Here is a 17094-nt window from a genome sequence, read left to right as displayed (position 1 = left end):
AGGGGATGAAATGCGCAGCAGGGCTCGTTGCCAATTCTGTAATGGTACAATGCATTCTCATCAGTACAGGAGGTGATCACGAGTGCACGCGTCCCGCCTTTCACACTGGAAACCGCAACGCAGAAAATCCGCATGGCAGAAGACGGCTGGAACAGCCGCAATCCGGAAAGGGTATCGCTCGTCTATACGCCGGACAGCAGCTGGCGGAACCGGGCGGAATTCATAAACGGCCGCGCCGAGATTGTTGCGTTCCTTGCGCGCAAATGGGCAAAGGAGCTGGATTATCGCCTGATCAAGGAGCTCTGGACCTTCGGCGAGAACCGCATTGCCGTGCGCTATGAGTGGCATGACGACAGCGGCAACTGGTTTCGCTCCTACGGCAACGAGAACTGGGAATTCGATGCAGAGGGCTTGATGCAGCGGCGTTTCGCTTGCATCAACGATCTGCCGATCAAGGAATCGGACCGCAAATTCCACTGGCCGCTCGGCCGGCGGCCAGATGATCATCCCGGCCCCTCCGACCTTGGTCTTTGAAGGAAGGTGGCAGCTCTGAGAACGCTCTACGAACGCGCTGACGTGGTGCCGCTGCTTGCGGAAATCTTCCGCGAGCTGGGCTTCGAAGGAGCGACGCTGAGCCGGATCACTGAGCGGACTGGCATCGGCAAGGGCAGCCTCTATCACTTCTTTCCCGGTGGAAAGGAAGAGATGGCAGCCGCCGTACTCGCCGATGTCGACACTTGGTTCGAACAATTCGTTTACGAGCCCTGCGCCGCGAAGATCCTGCCGAAGCGATCGCGGCAATGTGGAAGAACGCCGACGCCTATTTCCGCTCCGGCGGCCGTATCTGCCTGGTCGGCGCCTTCGCGCTGGATGAAACCCGTGATCGATTTGCGGCCACCATCAACGGCTATTTCCAGCGCTGGATCGATGCGCTCGCCGGTGCCCTTGTCCGCAGCGGCCGCCCGGCCAACGAGGCGAGGGCGACGGCGGAGAACGCCGTGCTTGGAATACAGGCGGCTCTTGTGCTGTCGCGTGCGCTCGATGACAAGGCCTTTTCAAGCGGGCGCTGGATCAGATGGCGAAGCGATTGATCACGTCTTGAACATGGCCGGTGCGGCAACGCTGCTGCCCGCGCTCACGGGTCTTTCACCATACGGCTTGCCGATCTTCTCAACGATAATTTTTGCTGCGTCCTGTCGGATACCGGGTTACTTCTTCGTCATTGAGGAAGAGGAGTGGAAGATGCTTTACGCAATCCTTTGCTATGCCAATGAAGAGACCGTTTTCTCCTGGTCCAAGGAGGAGGAAGACGCCGTCATGGCGAAGCTCCATGCCGTGCAGGCCCCCGTTGCTCAGGCTGGAAGGCTCGGTCCGACGGGCCGGCTGATGCCGACGACGGCGGCGACCACCGTGCGCAAGGGCAAGGAAGAACCGCTCGTGCTCGACGGTCCTTTCGCGGAAACCAAGGAAGCGCTTCTCGGTTTTTACGTCGTTGATTTTGAGACCCTGGACGAGGCGATCGCTTTTTCGAAGGAGCTGTCGGCGGTCAATCCAGGCTCGACGTCCTATGAAATTCGGCCGTTTTACGTTTTCCGGCCCGGAGAAGCCTCGACATGACGGATATCGCCTGGATCGACGTTGCGCTGACTGCTGCCCGGCCGAAGGCGCTGGGCGCGCTGCTGCGTTACTTCCGCAATCTCGACATTGCGGAAGAAGCGTTTCAGGAGGCGTGTCTGCGGGCAATCCGCACTTGGCCGGAAAAAGGCCCGCCGCGCGATCCGACCGCATGGCTGATCTTCGTCGGCCGCAACAGCGGTATCGACGCAGTGCGCAAACAGGCAAAGACCCAGGCGTTGCCGGACGAAGACTTGATCTCCGACAAGGAGGATGCCGAAAGCGATATTGCCGACCGGCTGGACGAATCCAACTATCGCGACGATATCCTGCGGCTGCTCTTCATCTGCTGTCATCCCGACCTGCCTGCCACCCAGCAGATCGCGCTGGCATTGCGCATCGTTTCCGGGCTCTCTGTGCCGCAGATCGCGCGCGCCTTTCTCGTCGGCGAAAGTGCCATGGAGCAGCGGATTACCCGCGCCAAGGCACGCGTTGCGAAAGCCGGCGTGCCGTTCGAGACGCCGGGTCCCGAGGAGCGGGCGGAGCGTCTTTCGATCGTCTCGACGATGATCTACCTGATCTTCAACGAGGGCTATTCGCAGGGCGATCCGAAACGCGAGGCGGCCGCCTTCAGCGATGAGGCGATCCGGCTCGGCCGCCTCCTGCTTCGCATCTTTCCGGGCGAGCCGGAGATCATGGGGCTCTTGGCGCTGATGCTGCTGCAGATCTCGCGGCGCGACGCGCGCTTCGAGGCAAATGGCGAACTGGTACTGCTCGAAGATCAGGACCGCTCGCGTTGGAATCATGCTTTGATCAACGAAGCGCTGAATCTGCTCGACAAGGCGATCCGCCACCGCCGGCCCGGACCCTATCAGTTGCAGGCGGCAATTGCGGCTATTCATTCCCGGGCGAAGCGAGCCGAAGACACGGACTGGGAAGAGATCGATCTGCTCTACCGCGTGCTCGAGCGCCTTCAGCCGTCCCCGGTCGTCACGCTCAACCGGGCGGTTGCGATTTCGAAGCTTAAGGGACCGGAGGAGGCCTTGCGGCTTGTCGAAACGCTCGGTGAAAAGCTCGACGGCTATTTCTACTTTCATGGCCTGCGCGGCGGCCTGCTGAAGCAGATGGGCCGGGCGAGGGAGGCGCGCGAAGCCTTCGACCGCGCGATCGCGCTTGCAAATTCAGCTGCCGAAGCGGCTCACATCCGCCTGCAGATCGACAAGCTGCAGAGCGAGCCGGCACATCCGGTTGCGAAATAAACTTCAAGAAATAATCGTGGGCGATGTCGGAACGGCAAATTGCGACACGTCTTTGTAACAACCTGATGGAAAACAGGTTTCGTTCAACAGGAGGAATGCTGAGATGATTGCCGATGCAAAACATGAACTCGTTCTCGTCCGCGAATTCGATGCCCCGCGCGAAAAGATATTCAAGGCCTGGACCGATCCGGAACTTATGAAGGAATGGTTCGTCCCGCGCCCCTGGACCGTGTCCAAGGTCGAAAGCGACGTTCGCCCGGGCGGTTCGAGCCTTGTCGTCATGCGCAGCCCGGAAGGCCAGGAATTTCCAAACCACGGCGTCTATCTGGAAGTCGTCGAAAACGAGAAGATCGTCCTGACTGACGCCTATACCAGCGCCTGGGTTCCCTCCGAAAAACCCTTCATGACCGCCTTGGTGCTTCTCGAAGACCTCGGCAACGGCCGGACCAAGTACACCGCCAAGGCACTGCATTGGCGGGCCGAAGACAAGGAAGAGCACGAAAAGATGGGCTTCCACGAAGGCTGGGGCAAGGCTGCCGATCAGCTCGCCGAGCTTCTGGCCCGCATCTGACTTTCCGCAATGGAGCAGGAGATCGGTGCTGAACGCTGCTCTCCTGACCGGTCGGTATCATTGTAAAGCTGTTCGGAAAGTGATTCCGTTGAAGCTGCGAAGTGATTTATCTTACAGTAGAAATGCGAGTTTTTCGCCCGCCGACGTGCCGCGGCTGTTCTTGTGACGAGCACGGGAATCCAGCCGGCTTGCGTCCGCAAGCCGAGAAACTCTGCAGCCTGCCAGCGGACGTGCAGGTTTCCATTCAAGAACAGGGCAATGGCCCATCAACTTCATCGAACGGTCCGTTCCAGAATTTCCGGTTGCCCTCCGCTGCTTGTCTTCTTATCTCCATGGGCACATTCAACGGGATGCCGATTATGGAATTGGGCCTTTATACCTTTGCCGACGTCAATCCGAACCCTGAGCGCAGCAAGGGTGCGGAGGGGGCCGATCGGCTCAAGCATCTGATCGAGGAGATCGAGCTTGCCGATCAGGTGGGGCTCGACGTGTTCGGGCTCGGCGAACATCATCGGCCCGACTATGCCGTCTCCGCGCCCGCCGTTGTGCTTGCCGCGGCTGCGGTCAAGACGAAGAATATCCGGCTGAGCAGCGCCGTGACCGTGCTCTCCTCGGACGATCCGGTTCGCGTATTCCAGCAGTTTGCGACGCTTGATCTGCTTTCCAACGGTCGTGCCGAGATCATGGCAGGGCGCGGCTCGTTCATCGAATCCTTTCCGCTCTTCGGCTACAACCTCGAAGACTACGACCAGCTTTTTGAAGAGAAGCTTGATCTGCTGATGACGCTCCGCGAAAGCGAGACCGTCAAATGGCAGGGCGAGCTGCGGGCGCCGGTCAACGGCCGCGGTGTCTATCCGCGCCCGCTGCAGGATCCGTTGCCACTCTGGGTCGCTGTCGGCGGCACGCCGCAATCGGTGGCGCGCGCCGGTGCGCTCGGCTTGCCGGTGGCGCTTGCGATCATCGGCGGCGAGCCGCGCCGCTTTGCGCCGCTTTTCGATCTCTATCGCGAGGCTGCGCGCCGGGCAGGGCAGGACCAGGCAAAGCTGAAGACCAGTATCAACGTCCACGGTTTCATCGCCGACACGACGGATGTAGCCGCTGATCAATTCTACGGACCGCAGGCGGAGGTCATGAACCGCATCGGCCGCGAGCGGGGCTGGGGACCGACGAGCCGGGCGCATTTCGATATGTCGCGCGGCCCTTCCGGCGCGCTCTTCGTCGGAGACCCGGAGGTCGTGGCCGAAAAGATCGTCGCACATCACAAGATCTTTAGGAACGACCGCTTCCTGCTGCAGATGGCGATCGGCCTCATGCCGCATGATCAGGTGATGCGGGGCATCGAGCTCTACGGCACGAAAGTGGCCCCGCTTGTCAGAAAGGCATTGACTGACACGGGCGAAGGGGCGAAAGCCACGGCCTGAACCCGCAATGGCCTGCGCCTTGCGGCGGGCCGGGAAAAGCGATGGTAATCGAAAACGACGACGAACTGGTAAAGCTCAAGGAGATCGGCCGCATCTGCGCCAATGCCATTCAGGTGATGGCAGCAGCAGTCGAGCCCGGCATGACGACGCTGGAACTCGACCAGATCGGCCGCAAGGTCCTGGAAGATGCGGGCGCGCGTTCGGCGCCGGAATTCTGCTATCAGTTTCCGGGTGCGACCTGCATCAGCGTCAACGAGGAAATCGCCCATGGCATTCCGGGATCGCGCATGGTCCGCCCGGGCGATCTCATCAATATTGACGTCTCGGCCGAAAAGGACGGTTTTTTCGCCGATACCGGCGCCTCCTTCACCGTGCCGCCGGTCAAGCCAAAGATCGAGAGGCTCTGCCGTGACGGCAAGCGGGCGCTCTGGGTCGGCCTCAACCAGGTGAAGGCCGGTGAGCCGCTGGCGAAGATCGGCAAGGCCGTCGGCGCCTTTGCGGCAAAGAACCGCTATACACTGGTCGCCAACCTCGCGAGCCACGGTGTCGGCCGCTCGCTGCACGAGGAGCCGGCCGAGCTTTCTACCTGGCCCGATCCTTCCGAAAAGCGGATGATGACCGAAGGGCTCGTTTTTACCGTCGAGCCTTTCTTGTCGCTCGGCGCGACATGGGCCGAAGGCGGCGACGATGCCTGGACGCTCTACGCCGACCCGCAAGCCCCGACCGTGCAGTTCGAGCACACTGTGGTAGCGACCCGGAACGGTCCGCTGATTTTGACGCTGCCGGATGGCGGGGTTTAGCGGCGATTTCTCGCGAGGTAGTTTCACCTTAACCAGCGAACTCTAAATCTTGGCTGGTGGCCAAGCACAAGATTTGGCAACCTCTCGCCTGTGGGGAAGCCGGCCTTACCCCTTCGCCTCCGGCTTGCCACCTTGCAGAATTTCCGTGGCGGCGCGTTCCAGGATGCCGGCGATGCGGGTGGCTTCGGCTTTCGACCACGGGTAACGCATCCTCAGTGCGGCGCGAAGCAGTGTGCGGGCGGCGCGAATGTCGCCGTTGTCGCGCATCAGATCCTCCTCGTCCTCGGCGTCGCGGTGGCGGCCGTGGTGATCCGGATCGAACATGCGGTTGACGAAAGCCATCTTCTCGCCGATGCGCTCGAGCTTGTTCAGCGTGTGCTGGATCATGGCGCGATTCTCCTCGACCTTTTGCCTGCCGCGTTCGGTGATCTTGTAGAGCTTCTTGGCACCTTCGATCTGGACTTCCGCCAGTTCCGTCTCTTCGAGATAGGTCAGCGCCGGATAGATGACGCCCGGGCTTGGAACGTAAAAGCCGCCCGAGCGCTCCTCCAGGGTCTTGATCAGCTCGTAGCCATGACGTGGTCGCTCGTCGAGCAACGCCAGCAGCACCAGTTGAAGATCACCAGCCGAAAACTTGCGGCCCATTCCCATCCGCATCGCTTCGCCGAACATGCCGCTACCTCTGAAACCTCTCATGGTTCGTTCCTTTGTCATTCGATGTATCGTTCACTATATCGTAAAACATATATCGTAAGATATGTCATTTCAAGTGACGCCGAGGATTTGTGAAATTGATCGATCGATCAGATTTTCTCGTTTGTCTCTGCCATTGTGCAGCGCGATAAAGCCAAGCATGTTAGTGCGTAGCGATACCGAACCAGTGAACCTCTTCCGGACGGCGCTTGCCGGCATGATCGCGATGTCGGCCGCCATGGGCTTCGGGCGGTTTTCCTATACGCCGATCCTGCCCGGGATGATGAGCGGCGTGCCGCTTTCGGCGGCCGATGCAGGCTTCATCGCTTCTGCCAATTTCGCAGGCTATCTCGCGGGCGCCGTGCTTGCCACTTACAGCTGGGTCGCTGGCCATGAACGCAAGGTCGCGCTCTCGGCGCTTCTGGCCAACGCGCTACTGCTTGCCGCCATGGCCGCCACGAATTCCGTTCCGGTTTTCGCGACCATCCGTTTTCTGGCCGGATTGGCAAGCGCATTTGCGATGATCTTCACCTCGTCGATCGTCTTGAGTCATGGCGCTGCGGCGGGCAACGATCACGTTCAGGCGGCGCATTTCGGCGGCCCGGGTGCTGGCATTGCTCTCTCTTCGGTCATGGTGATGCTGATCGGTCTCATCTTTGCCGGCGCCTCCGGCTGGCGAGCCGACTGGATCGGCGGTGCGATCTTTTCGGCAATCAGCTTTTCCGCCGTCTGGCTTTTGCTGCCATCGGCGCCGGTACGCTCAGGCAATGCCGGCATGGAGCCGCCGATCGTCTGGAGGCCGCCGGTGGCTCTGCTCACGCTTTCCTATGGCATCTTCGGTTTCGGCTACGTGATCACCGCGACCTTCCTCGTCACAATCGCGCGCATGGACGCGGCGGGGCAGACGGTCGAATTCCTCTGCTGGTTCATCGCTGGGCTCACGGCAGCCGTTGCGCTTTTTGCATGGCGGCCGATGGTATATCTGCTTGGCCTCGGCTGGGTCTATGTAGCCGCCTTGCTGATGGAGGCGGTCGGGGTTCTCGCGACCGTGCTTTTGCCGCATTCGATTGCGCCGCTGATCGGCGGCGCTCTCTTCGGCGCCACCTTCCTCGCCATCACCGCCTACGGGCTGCAGATCGGCCGCAAGCTGGCTCCGCAAAGCGCGCGCCGCATCTTCGCGACAATGACCGCTGCCTTCGGTCTCGGCCAGATCATCGGCCCCATCGTTGCCGGCTGGATTGCCGAGCAGACCGGCAGCTTCACCATGCCGACCTTTATAGCTGCCGCAGCCCTCATCCTGTGCGCCGCCCTCGTGCTTCCCGTCATCAAGAGATTGGGATAAGCCGTTACAAATGCGTAACAATGGGCCGAACCCATTGCTGCCTTCTTCGAACTGCCATAGTTTCCGGCACAATCAGTTAGCTGATACTCCCAAGATTCCAGTTCAGGAAAGCGACTGCTCGTGTTCCATTCCTTCTTCCCGCAGCCGAAACTCTTCTTCCCGTCAGTAGCCATCTGGGCACTTATCTGTATCGCCGTGTGGTATGGCGTCGGAGAATCGACGGGACTTTCTCTTGGTTTCGGGCCGCTTCCCGAGGGGCAGGAGCCTCCAATCGGACTCGACTTTTTCCTCTTGCCCGACAATCTGTTTTTTTATGCCTTCTTCCTGATATGCGTTGGTCTCTTCTGCGGTTTTTGGCACCTGCGAGCGAAAGACCATCCTTGGAGGATCTGGTCCGTTTGGGGTTCTGCGCTCATTATCATGGCGACATATTTCGGGGTTCAGATTTCCGTTGCCATCAACAACTGGCGCCGTCCGTTTGGTGATACGTTGCAGAATGCGCTGGCGAAAACGGCCCCAGTCACCGTCTGGGACTTCTATAGCCTTATGCTGATCTTTGCGCAGATCGCGTTTCTCAGCATGTTCGTTTCAATCATCACCGACTTCTTCACCAGTCATTATGTGTTTCGCTGGCGAACGGCCATGAATGATTTCTACATGTCCAAGTGGGAGAAGCTTCGTCATATCGAGGGTGCTGCGCAGCGTGTTCAGGAAGATACGATGCGTTTCTCGAGCATTCTTGAAGGCCTTGGCATCAACCTGATCAATTCGGTGATGACGCTCATCGTATTCCTGCCGATCCTGTTTGCCCTTTCAAGTTACGTCTCCGAACTGCCGATCGTCGGTGAAATCGGGCATACGCTGTTCTGGCTGGCGCTCTTCTGGTCCGCGTTCGGAACGGTGCTTCTCGCCGTTGCCGGTATCAAGCTGCCGGGATTGAACTTCCGCAACCAGCGCGTGGAAGCTGCTTACCGCAAGGAACTTGTTTACGGCGAAGATTATGCCGACCGGGCCCAGCCGCCGACGGTCAACGAGCTGTTTGCGAACGTCCGCCGCAACTATTTTCGGATGTATTTCCACTATCTCTATTTCAATGTTGCCCGCTACTTCTATCTGCAGGCCGACGCGCTGTTCGTGACCTTCATGCTGGTGCCGACGATCGTGGCGGGAAAGATCACCTATGGTATCTATCAGCAGATCCTGACTGCCTTCGGCCAGGTCAGCAACTCCTTCCAGTATCTCGTCAATTCCTGGACGACGATCATCGAGCTTCTGTCGATCCACAAGCGCCTCAAGGCCTTCGAGGCGGCGATCGACGACGAACCGTTGCCGGAGATCGATCAGCGCTATCTCGATCGTGAGGGCGTCGTCCAACCGGACGGCTAAGACTTGGGTTGCGCTAAGCTGGAGCGTCCCGTTTTCGGCAACTCCTCATCCGCCTTCCGGTACTCGTGGTGACGTTTGAGTCACTCGAACGATGGAGGGTGGCGGTGTCGCTGATGAATGCTGGGCGCAGCAATAACAGGGCGCGTCGCTTTGCTCTTCTGCCCAGCGGGGAGAAGATGCTCGAAGGGCGGATGCGGGCCCGGCCCGGCAGGAGTTTCAAAGGGCGCACAAAGGCGGCGCTCAAAGCCCCGAGGTTTCCTGTTCCTGCAATTTCCCGCGCGCCTCGATCATCGGGATCGCTTCCGCGTAGCTGACGCAGGCGACATCCGTTCGGCGGCAGACGTCGCTCACCAGGCGGTCGAGCGCGCGCCAATAGGCGCCGCCATTCATTTCCACGAAGTGGAACCCGAGCTGGAGGGGAATGCGGTCTCCGGCATATTGCTTGTCGAATGCGTCTTTGAAAGCCGCGTGGGCGCGCTCTTCGAAGACCTTGCTGTCGGTCTTGTCTTCTTCGCCCTTGGAGTGGCGGATGAAGAGGTTGTAGTCCATGCCGATAACCGGCTTTTCCTTCGGACCTTCGGGAATCAGCGGCAGGCCGAAGCGGATGATGCCGTCTTCGGCGACGGGCATGGCCGGACCCTTGGTGACGAGGCTGGCGTCATAGGAAAAGCCCGCCTTCTTCTGCGCAGCGATCATGTCGCCGCCCGCCGTCGCCGAAAGATAAGGTGCGCGAAAACCCTTGATGCCGTGCTCGACCAGATCCTGCCAACCTTGCGGCTCTTTGAGGTCGACGCTTTTCCAGGCGTTCTTCAGCGTCGCCTCGAAGGTCGAGTATTCGGCGGACCAATCGGCCTCGCTCCAATTGCGGCCGTCGAAATGGCCACAGGCGTGGCTCGAAATATCGTGGCCTTCGAGATGCGCATGCCAGATATTGCCGAGCCGCTCGCGGATTTCGTCGTCGCTTTGGGCAAAGCCGACATTGGACTTTCCGCGTTTTTGATGAGGGGCTTGGTAGGCTTTCTTCGCAGCCTGATTCATCAGGAACGTGCAGGAGAGAAAATAGGTGAAGTGTGCGCCATTCCTTGCTGCCATCTCGCGGCTCTTCTGCCACAGCGCGTTGTCATGGGCGCCATCGAAGGACACGATCACCAACTGTTTCGGCGGCTGGTCGGCTGCCTGGGCGGGAAGGGAGGTGACAAAGGAAAAGGCGAGGCAGGCAGGGAAAATGAAACGAAACATGGGCACCGCGAAAATTTGTTTGCGGCTTTCCTGTTACAGAATTGCGGCAAAGCTGCGGTGCCGCTGGCATTTTCCTGCGGCTGCGGTTAAGCCTCGGGAAACGGACAGGAGACGCGCGCCATGGCCTTGCTTATCATCGGCATCATACTCTTCCTCGGTATCCATCTGGTGCGGGTGGTTGCACCCGGTTTCCGCCAATCGATGATCGCAAGCCTCGGTGAGAACGGCTGGAAGATCGCCTATTCGATCGCAAGCCTTCTTTCGCTGATCCTGCTGATCTACGGTTTTGGCCAGGCGCGGCAGGTGACCGGCATGCTGTACATGCCGCCGGTGTGGATGGCGCATATCGCCGTGACGCTGATGCTGATTGCGCTCATCTGTCTTGCCGCCTCGCTGCTGCCGGCGGGGCACATCGCGGTTCGGACCAAGCATCCGATGGTGCTTTCGGTGAAGATCTGGGCGCTTTCGCATCTGCTTGCCAATGGTGAGACCTCGTCCGTTCTGCTGTTTGCGGCCTTCCTCGCCTGGGGGGTCATTCTCCGCATCTCCCTGAAGCGGCGCGAGCGGGCGGGCGAGCTGACGCTGCGGCCCTTCGTTTCAGCCAGGTATGATCTTTATGCCGTCGTCATCGGCCTTGTCGCCTGGGGGCTGCTGATTTGGAGAGTGCACGAATGGTTGATCGGCGTTTCGCCGCTTGCGGTGTGACGAATCTTTGCGATCCCCCTTACAAGTGGCGCAAAATGGAGTAGAAGGCCCGACAATATGCGGCAACGCATGCAATGGGCTTATCCGTGCCGGAGACGAGAATGGCATTCAACGACGACAGCTTCATCCGTGAAGTCAACGAGGAACTTCGTTCCGACCAGATGAAGGGCGCCTGGCGCCGTTTCGGCCGCTATGTCATCGCCATCGCCGTTCTGATCGTGGTCGGTACGGCTGGCAAGGTTGCCTTTGACTACTGGGACGACAACCGCTCGTCCGGCACCGGCGACCAGTTCCTGGCGGCGATGAAGCTTGCCGACGAAAACAAGAGCAACGAGGCGCTTGCCGCGCTCGCCACGCTCGAAAAGGAAGGCCACGGCGCCTATCCGGTTCTCGCCCGCATGCGTGCGGCCTCGGTTCAGGCGCAGAAGGGCGACAATGCCGCGGCCATCGCCGCCTTCGAAGCGATCGGCAAGGACCAGTCCGTTCCGGAAGCCGTCCGCGATGCCGCCAGGATGCGCGCCGGCTGGCTGCTGATCGAAAGCGGCACTTACGAGCAGGTTTCCGCCGCCGTCGAGGAAATGGCCATTCCGGCGAACGCCTTCCGCCACTCGGCCCGCGAAGCGCTGGGCCTTGCTGCATACAAGGCCGGCAACATGGCGCAGGCCCGCCAGTGGTATCAGGCGATTGCCGACGATGCCGCAAGCCCGCGCAACATTGCAAACCGCGCCCAGATCATGCTTGATAATATCACCGCATCCGGCAAGGCGCCCGCCGCGCAGGGCTGAATCTAAGGATCTCTAATGAGCTTTACGGTCGCGATCGTCGGTCGCCCGAATGTCGGCAAGTCGACGCTTTTCAACCGCCTGGTTGGGAAGAAGCTGGCGCTCGTCGACGATACGCCGGGCGTTACCCGCGACCGCCGGCCGGGCGATGCGCGGCTGATCGACCTTAAGTTCACGATCGTCGATACCGCCGGTCTCGAAGAGGCCGATGCCGAAAGCCTGCTCGGCCGCATGCGCGCCCAGACGGAAGCGGCAATCGACGAGGCCGATCTATCGCTGTTCGTCGTCGATGCCAAGACCGGTCTGACGCCGGTCGATACCGCCCTGGCCGAAATGCTGCGCCGCCGCGGCAAGCCGGTGGTGCTTGTTGCCAACAAGGCCGAAGCGAAGGGATCCGACAGCGGTTTCTACGACGCCTACACACTCGGTCTCGGCGAACCGACGCCGATCTCGGCCGAACACGGGCAGGGCATGCTCGACCTGCGCGACGCGATCGTCGCCGCGCTCGGCAAGGAGCGCGCCTATCCGCCGAAGGAAGACGTCGCCGTTACCGACGTGGACGTTGCGCGGTCCGAAGTGGAGGGGGAAGAGGACGAAGAGCCCGCCTACGACGATACCAAGCCGCTACGGGTTGCAATCGTCGGACGGCCGAATGCCGGCAAGTCGACGCTCATCAACCGCTTCCTCGGCGAGGACCGGCTGCTGACGGGGCCGGAAGCTGGCATCACGCGCGATTCCATCTCCGTCGAGTGGGATTGGCGCGGCCGCACGATCAAGATGTTCGACACTGCCGGCATGCGCCGCAAGGCGAGGGTGATCGAAAAGCTGGAGAAGCTTTCGGTTGCCGATGCGCTGCGCGCGATCCGTTTTGCCGAACTTGTTGTCGTGGTCTTCGACGCAACGATCCCCTTCGAGAAACAGGATCTGCACATCGTCGACCTGGTACTGCGCGAAGGCCGTGCGGCCGTTCTCGCCTTCAACAAGTGGGACATGATCGAGGATCCGCAGGCCGTCCTCGCCGACCTGCGCGAAAAGACCGATCGCCTGCTCCCGCAGGCGCGCGGCATCCGCGCCGTTCCGATTTCCGGCCAGACCGGCCGCGGGCTCGACAAGCTCATGCAGTCGATCATCGATACCGACAAGGTGTGGAACAAGCGCATTTCGACGGCGCGGCTCAACCGCTGGCTGGAGCAGCAACAGGTGCAGCACCCGCCGCCGGCCGTTTCCGGCCGCCGCATCAAGCTGAAATACATGACGCAGGTAAAGGCCCGCCCGCCGGCGTTCATGATTTCCTGCACGCGTTCCGACGCGCTGCCGGAATCCTATACGCGCTATCTCATCAATGGTTTGCGCGAGGATTTTGACATGCCGAGCGTGCCGATCCGCATCCATTACCGCTCGCCGGACAATCCGTACGAGTCGAAGAAGAAGCGATAGCCGCCTTTCACTCCTGTTCGGGAAATACGCCGCCGCACGGCGCGCGGAAAAGCTGGAGCTGCCGACGGCGGCTCCAGCAATGACCCTACGAAACCTTGGCGCGCCTAGTCGAGGAACGCCGCGCGCAGCCGATGGAGCATGCCGCGCTTTCCTTCAGCGTAGAAAGAGCGGATTTGCCGGGCAGCGGTTGCAGCGTTTACCGTAGCGCCGAAGTGGCAGTAGCAGATGACCTTATGCAACTCCCTGTCGGTCAACTCGAAAAACCGCTTTGCTTCGCCATAGGTGTCGTTTTCCATCCCGGCTGCACGCAGCACAGGATCCTTGAAGGCGACGGAGATCGGCGAATTGTCGGCGCGCATGATGTCGCGCCCTGCTTCCGGCTGATATTCTGTCTGGTGCAGTGTCGAGAGATGCCGGTTCGGGAACTGCTCGAGGATCTCTGCCCAGCGCTGCAGGCGCTCGCTGCGCGACATCGGCCGGCGCGGCTGATCCAGGTTGACGTTTGCGACGGTCCGCAGTTGGTCAAGTGCTTGATGTTTCATTTTAGCCTCCGATTCAGACGATGGCTGCTCCGCCCCCTTACACTTTTGCCCTGAAATAAGATTGACTCCAGCGGGCGCGGAAGTCCAATCACGATGCTCATCGAGGCGGCTTTTTGCGTCATCGGCATCGTTTTCGGGGCAGGCCTGATTTGCTGGGTAAGCGATCATGATCCACCGACCGGCAAAGTCATCGTTCTTTGCTGTGCAAAACATGCCGGGACGAACAAAAGTGAAAGGGTAACCATGGCACTGCCGACACACATGGCGCCTGAGGTTACGCGCGGCTCTGTCATTGGGGCGCTGCGCGCTCGGAGTTTCGAGCACAAATACCGGTGCCACGATTTGCAATTGCACCGTCTGGCGCCGCCATGGCGTTGCGCACGCTCGCTGATGTCTGGTTCTGAGAGTACCGTCGACGTTTTTGCTATGGCCGTTTTAAGCCGGAAGGCGAAGTCGGGGGGCAGCCAGTCAAAGCTAACATTCGCCCTTCTCAGCCGCCACACTCCCGTTCAACGCCTCGCGTAGCGCCACGATCTCGCCCTGCAGGCGCGCGAGGCCGGCGGCGTCCCGGCCGGTAGCGCCGGCGATGCAGTTGGGAATCGCGGCGGCCTTTTCTTGCAGTGCGATGCCTTCCCCGCTCAGGCGGATGATGACGACGCGTTCGTCTTCCTTACTGCGCTCGCGGCGGATATGGCCGGCGGCTTCGAGGCGCTTCAGCAAAGGGGTAAGCGTGCTCGATTCAAGAAAGAGCTTTTCGCCAAGGCCGCCGACGGTCTGGCCGTCCTCCTGCCAGAGCGAGACCATCACCAGATATTGCGGATAGGTGAGGCCGAGCGCGTCGAGCAACGGCTTGTAGACGCGGTTCATCGCGTGGCTTGCCGTATACATGGCGAAGCAGATGAAATTGTCGAGTTCTGGTTGCGCCTGCATGGCATGTCTCCGGAAATACATCAATTTAATCGTGCGATAAATAATAGCAAGCGATTTTAGTGCATGGCAGCAATGCGTCATTTTTAATTGCGCAATAAACAATCGTGCGCGATATAAAATCCATTCGCAACGAACAGCAAACTGAGAGGACAAGACAATGTCGACCATCAAGACCGCACTTTCCACAGCCGTGATCCTGGCCGCCTCGGCCCTTGGCGCCGCTGCCGATCCCGTGCTGGAGCCGGCCACGCAGAAATTCATCGATGCACTTGCCGGCAGCAAGCCGATCTATACCTTCTCTCCGGCTGAGGCCCGCAATATTCTCGCCGGCGCGCAGAAGGGCGAGGTGAAGAAGCCCGCAGTCCATGAAGAAAACAGGACGGTCAAGGCCGGCCCGACGGGCAGCATCAAGCTCCGGATCATCCGCCCTGAAAATGCCAAGGGCGCGCTGCCGGTCGTTATGTATTTCCACGGCGGCGGCTGGGTGCTGGGCGATGCCGATACGCATGACCGCCTCGTCCGTGAGATTGCCAATGGCGCCAATGCTGCGGTCGTTTTCGTCGACTACGAGCGTTCGCCCGAGGCGCGCTATCCGATCGCCATCGAGCAGGCCTATGCCGCAACGAAGTATGTCGTGGAGCATGCCAACGAGTTCAAGGTCGATGCGAGCCGCGTAGCCGTTGCCGGTGACAGCGTCGGCGGCAACATGACGGCGGCCGTCACCCTGCTTGCCAAGGAGCGCGGCGGCCCGGCCCTCAAGCAACAGGTACTGTTCTACCCGGTCACCGACGCGAATTTTGAGACCCGCTCATACAATCAATTCGCCAACGGCCCGTGGCTCACCAAGGAAGCGATGAAGTGGTTCTGGAACGCTTATCTGCCGGACGAAGCCAAGCGCAAGGACCCGACGGCAACACCGCTCAACGCTTCGCTGGAACAGCTGAACGGCCTGCCGCCGGCACTGATCGTCACCGATGAGAACGACGTGCTGCGCGACGAAGGCGAGGCCTATGGCCGCAAGCTTTCGCAGGCCGGCGTGAAGGTCACCTCGGTCCGCTACAACGGCACGATCCACGACTTCGTGCTCTTGAACGCCATCAGCGAAACCCCGGCCGTCCGCAGCGCCATCACGCTTGCCAGCGACACGCTGCGCAGTGCCCTGCACAAGTGAAAAATCAGGTTCCGGATTTCATCGGGCCGGCGGCATCGCCGGCCTTTCTGCTTTTGGGCAGGGTCTTGGCATATTGCCAGGCCTTCTTCCATTTCGGCGTAATGACGCCGTTGGCGGCGCGGATATTGTTGATGAACTGCTGCGTTGCCGCTTCCCAGGAATATTGCAGGGCAAGATCCCGTGCCTTCTCGCGCGAGGCGGACAATGCGCCGAGGCACGCCACCTTTAGGTCTGCGTGCAGTGCGCCGACCTCGCCATCCTCGCCGATGATGTCGAGGGGGCCGGTGACGGGAAAAGCGGCAACGGGAACGCCGCAGGCGAGCGCTTCCAGGATCGTGTTGCCGAAGGTATCGGTCAGCGACGGGAAGACGAAGACATCGGCCTGTGCATAGATCCCGGCAAGCTCCTCACCGAATTTCAGGCCGGTAAAGAACACGTCCGGATAGCGCTTTTCCAGCTCGGCGCGGGCAGGGCCGTCGCCGACCACGACTTTGGAGCCGGGCAGGTCGAGATCGAGGAAGGCGGGCAGGTTCTTTTCCAACGCCACCCGTCCAACCGTCATGTAGATGGGGCGCTGCAGGCCGAAAGGCTTTTCTTCCAGTTCCATCGGGCGGAACTGCGCGGCATCGATGCCGCGGCTCCAGGGCATCAGGTTGCGGATGCCTTTTTCCGACAGCTCGCGGGCAAGGCTCGGCGTTGCCACCATGCAGCCGGCGCCGGAATTGTGGAACCACTTCACGAAGGCGTAGAGCCAGCGCTTCGGGATCGGCAGACGGGCCGAGACATATTCCGGGAAGCGCGTGTGGTAGCTGGTGGAAAACGGCATGCGGGTACTCAGGCACCAGCGCCGCGCCGTCAGCCCGAGCGGGCCTTCGGTGGCGATATGCACATAGGACGGCTTGTGCTTTTCGATCTCGCGGGCGACGCGGCGGTAATTGGCGATCGAAAGGCGAATTTCCGGATAGGTCGGGCAGGGGAAGCTGCTGAAGCGCTCGGGCGTCACCATGGACACTTCGACCCCCAGTTTCGCGAGTTCGCGGTTGGTATTCTCGATCGAGCGGACAACGCCATTGACCTGCGGATGCCAGGCGTCGGTGACGATCACCAGCCTCTCGGGCAAGCTTCCAGGCGCGCTATTGGCCCAGCTCTCGCCGCGATCGTTATTCGACGGATGTTGCAGCATGTCCCGTTTTCCATCCACG

Annotated in this window: 17 protein-coding genes and 1 pseudogene; 13 read left to right on the top strand and 5 right to left on the bottom strand. The window is 60.6% G+C overall.

Annotated elements, in window-relative coordinates; genetic code table 11:
• The first annotated feature begins 132 nt into the window (after positions 1 to 132).
• From RGR602_RS13575 to map, 7 genes and pseudogenes are all read left to right on the top strand, one after another.
• Positions 133 to 534 carry a nuclear transport factor 2 family protein gene (locus RGR602_RS13575; protein ID WP_052451555.1) on the top strand — a complete coding sequence of 134 codons (402 nt, stop codon included), beginning with the start codon at positions 133 to 135 and terminating at the stop codon, positions 532 to 534.
• A gap of 15 nt (positions 535 to 549) precedes the next feature.
• Positions 550 to 1102, top strand: a pseudogene (locus tag RGR602_RS13570) (TetR/AcrR family transcriptional regulator).
• Between the two features lie 140 nt (positions 1103 to 1242).
• On the top strand, positions 1243 to 1617 hold the full coding sequence (locus tag RGR602_RS13565; RefSeq protein ID WP_022714124.1) for a YciI family protein: 375 nt from the start codon (positions 1243 to 1245) through the stop codon (positions 1615 to 1617).
• Positions 1614 to 2873, top strand: coding sequence for an RNA polymerase sigma factor (locus RGR602_RS13560; protein WP_039845546.1), 1260 nt, complete (start codon positions 1614 to 1616; stop codon positions 2871 to 2873). The genes RGR602_RS13565 and RGR602_RS13560 overlap by 4 nt, the downstream gene beginning before the upstream one ends.
• Positions 2874 to 2976: 103 nt before the next feature.
• Positions 2977 to 3444, top strand: coding sequence for an SRPBCC family protein (locus RGR602_RS13555; protein WP_039845545.1), 468 nt, complete (start codon positions 2977 to 2979; stop codon positions 3442 to 3444).
• 359 nt (positions 3445 to 3803) lie between these two features.
• Positions 3804 to 4865: an LLM class flavin-dependent oxidoreductase gene (locus RGR602_RS13550; RefSeq protein WP_039846862.1), complete on the top strand. Its 1062-nt coding sequence runs from the start codon at positions 3804 to 3806 to the stop codon at positions 4863 to 4865.
• 41 nt (positions 4866 to 4906) lie between these two features.
• Positions 4907 to 5665: a type I methionyl aminopeptidase gene (gene map, locus RGR602_RS13545; protein WP_039845544.1), complete on the top strand. Its 759-nt coding sequence runs from the start codon at positions 4907 to 4909 to the stop codon at positions 5663 to 5665.
• Between the two features lie 105 nt (positions 5666 to 5770).
• Here map and RGR602_RS13540 read toward each other — a convergent pair whose 3' ends face one another.
• Positions 5771 to 6361, bottom strand: coding sequence for a PadR family transcriptional regulator (locus tag RGR602_RS13540; protein ID WP_039846861.1), 591 nt, complete (start codon positions 6359 to 6361; stop codon positions 5771 to 5773).
• 157 nt (positions 6362 to 6518) lie between these two features.
• Between RGR602_RS13540 and RGR602_RS13535 the strand changes: the two genes are divergently transcribed.
• Both RGR602_RS13535 and sbmA read left to right on the top strand, forming a co-directional pair.
• Positions 6519 to 7700, top strand: coding sequence for a YbfB/YjiJ family MFS transporter (locus RGR602_RS13535; protein WP_039845543.1), 1182 nt, complete (start codon positions 6519 to 6521; stop codon positions 7698 to 7700).
• 120 nt (positions 7701 to 7820) lie between these two features.
• Positions 7821 to 9086: a peptide antibiotic transporter SbmA gene (sbmA, locus tag RGR602_RS13530; RefSeq protein ID WP_039845542.1), complete on the top strand. Its 1266-nt coding sequence runs from the start codon at positions 7821 to 7823 to the stop codon at positions 9084 to 9086.
• Positions 9087 to 9326: 240 nt separating this feature from the next.
• Here sbmA and RGR602_RS13525 read toward each other — a convergent pair whose 3' ends face one another.
• On the bottom strand, positions 9327 to 10325 hold the full coding sequence (locus RGR602_RS13525) for a polysaccharide deacetylase family protein (protein WP_039845541.1): 999 nt from the start codon (positions 10323 to 10325) through the stop codon (positions 9327 to 9329).
• A 120-nt stretch (positions 10326 to 10445) separates the two neighbouring features.
• On the opposite strand from RGR602_RS13525, the gene RGR602_RS13520 reads away from it, so the two are divergent.
• The 3 genes from RGR602_RS13520 to der all read left to right on the top strand — a co-directional run bounded on the left by RGR602_RS13520 (position 10446) and on the right by der (position 13249).
• Entirely contained in the window at positions 10446 to 11030 is a 585-nt protein-coding gene (locus RGR602_RS13520) for an NnrU family protein (protein ID WP_039845540.1), read from the top strand.
• A 101-nt stretch (positions 11031 to 11131) separates the two neighbouring features.
• Positions 11132 to 11815: a tetratricopeptide repeat protein gene (locus RGR602_RS13515; RefSeq protein WP_039845539.1), complete on the top strand. Its 684-nt coding sequence runs from the start codon at positions 11132 to 11134 to the stop codon at positions 11813 to 11815.
• 15 nt (positions 11816 to 11830) lie between these two features.
• Positions 11831 to 13249 carry a ribosome biogenesis GTPase Der gene (gene der, locus RGR602_RS13510; protein WP_039845538.1) on the top strand — a complete coding sequence of 473 codons (1419 nt, stop codon included), beginning with the start codon at positions 11831 to 11833 and terminating at the stop codon, positions 13247 to 13249.
• A gap of 104 nt (positions 13250 to 13353) precedes the next feature.
• Here the strand turns inward: der and RGR602_RS13505 are convergent, their stop codons facing one another.
• Together RGR602_RS13505 and RGR602_RS13500 are read right to left on the bottom strand one after the other, a co-directional pair.
• Complete coding sequence (locus RGR602_RS13505; RefSeq protein WP_039845537.1) at positions 13354 to 13791, bottom strand: hypothetical protein; 438 nt, start codon at positions 13789 to 13791, stop codon at positions 13354 to 13356.
• A gap of 474 nt (positions 13792 to 14265) precedes the next feature.
• Complete coding sequence (locus RGR602_RS13500) at positions 14266 to 14721, bottom strand: MarR family winged helix-turn-helix transcriptional regulator (RefSeq protein ID WP_039845536.1); 456 nt, start codon at positions 14719 to 14721, stop codon at positions 14266 to 14268.
• Between the two features lie 157 nt (positions 14722 to 14878).
• On the opposite strand from RGR602_RS13500, the gene RGR602_RS13495 reads away from it, so the two are divergent.
• Positions 14879 to 15892 (top strand): alpha/beta hydrolase, encoded by a 1014-nt coding sequence (locus tag RGR602_RS13495; protein WP_039845535.1) that lies wholly within the window; start codon positions 14879 to 14881, stop codon positions 15890 to 15892.
• Positions 15893 to 15896: 4 nt separating this feature from the next.
• Here the strand turns inward: RGR602_RS13495 and RGR602_RS13490 are convergent, their stop codons facing one another.
• Positions 15897 to 17075 (bottom strand): glycosyltransferase family 4 protein, encoded by a 1179-nt coding sequence (locus RGR602_RS13490; protein WP_039845534.1) that lies wholly within the window; start codon positions 17073 to 17075, stop codon positions 15897 to 15899.
• Positions 17076 to 17094: the final 19 nt, after the last annotated feature.

The sequence above is a fragment of the Rhizobium gallicum bv. gallicum R602sp genome (assembly GCF_000816845.1).
GTDB classification, from domain to species: Bacteria; Pseudomonadota; Alphaproteobacteria; order Rhizobiales; family Rhizobiaceae; genus Rhizobium; species Rhizobium gallicum.
Note: the sequence above shows the minus strand (reverse complement) of the source record. Positions and strands in the feature narration are given on the sequence as shown.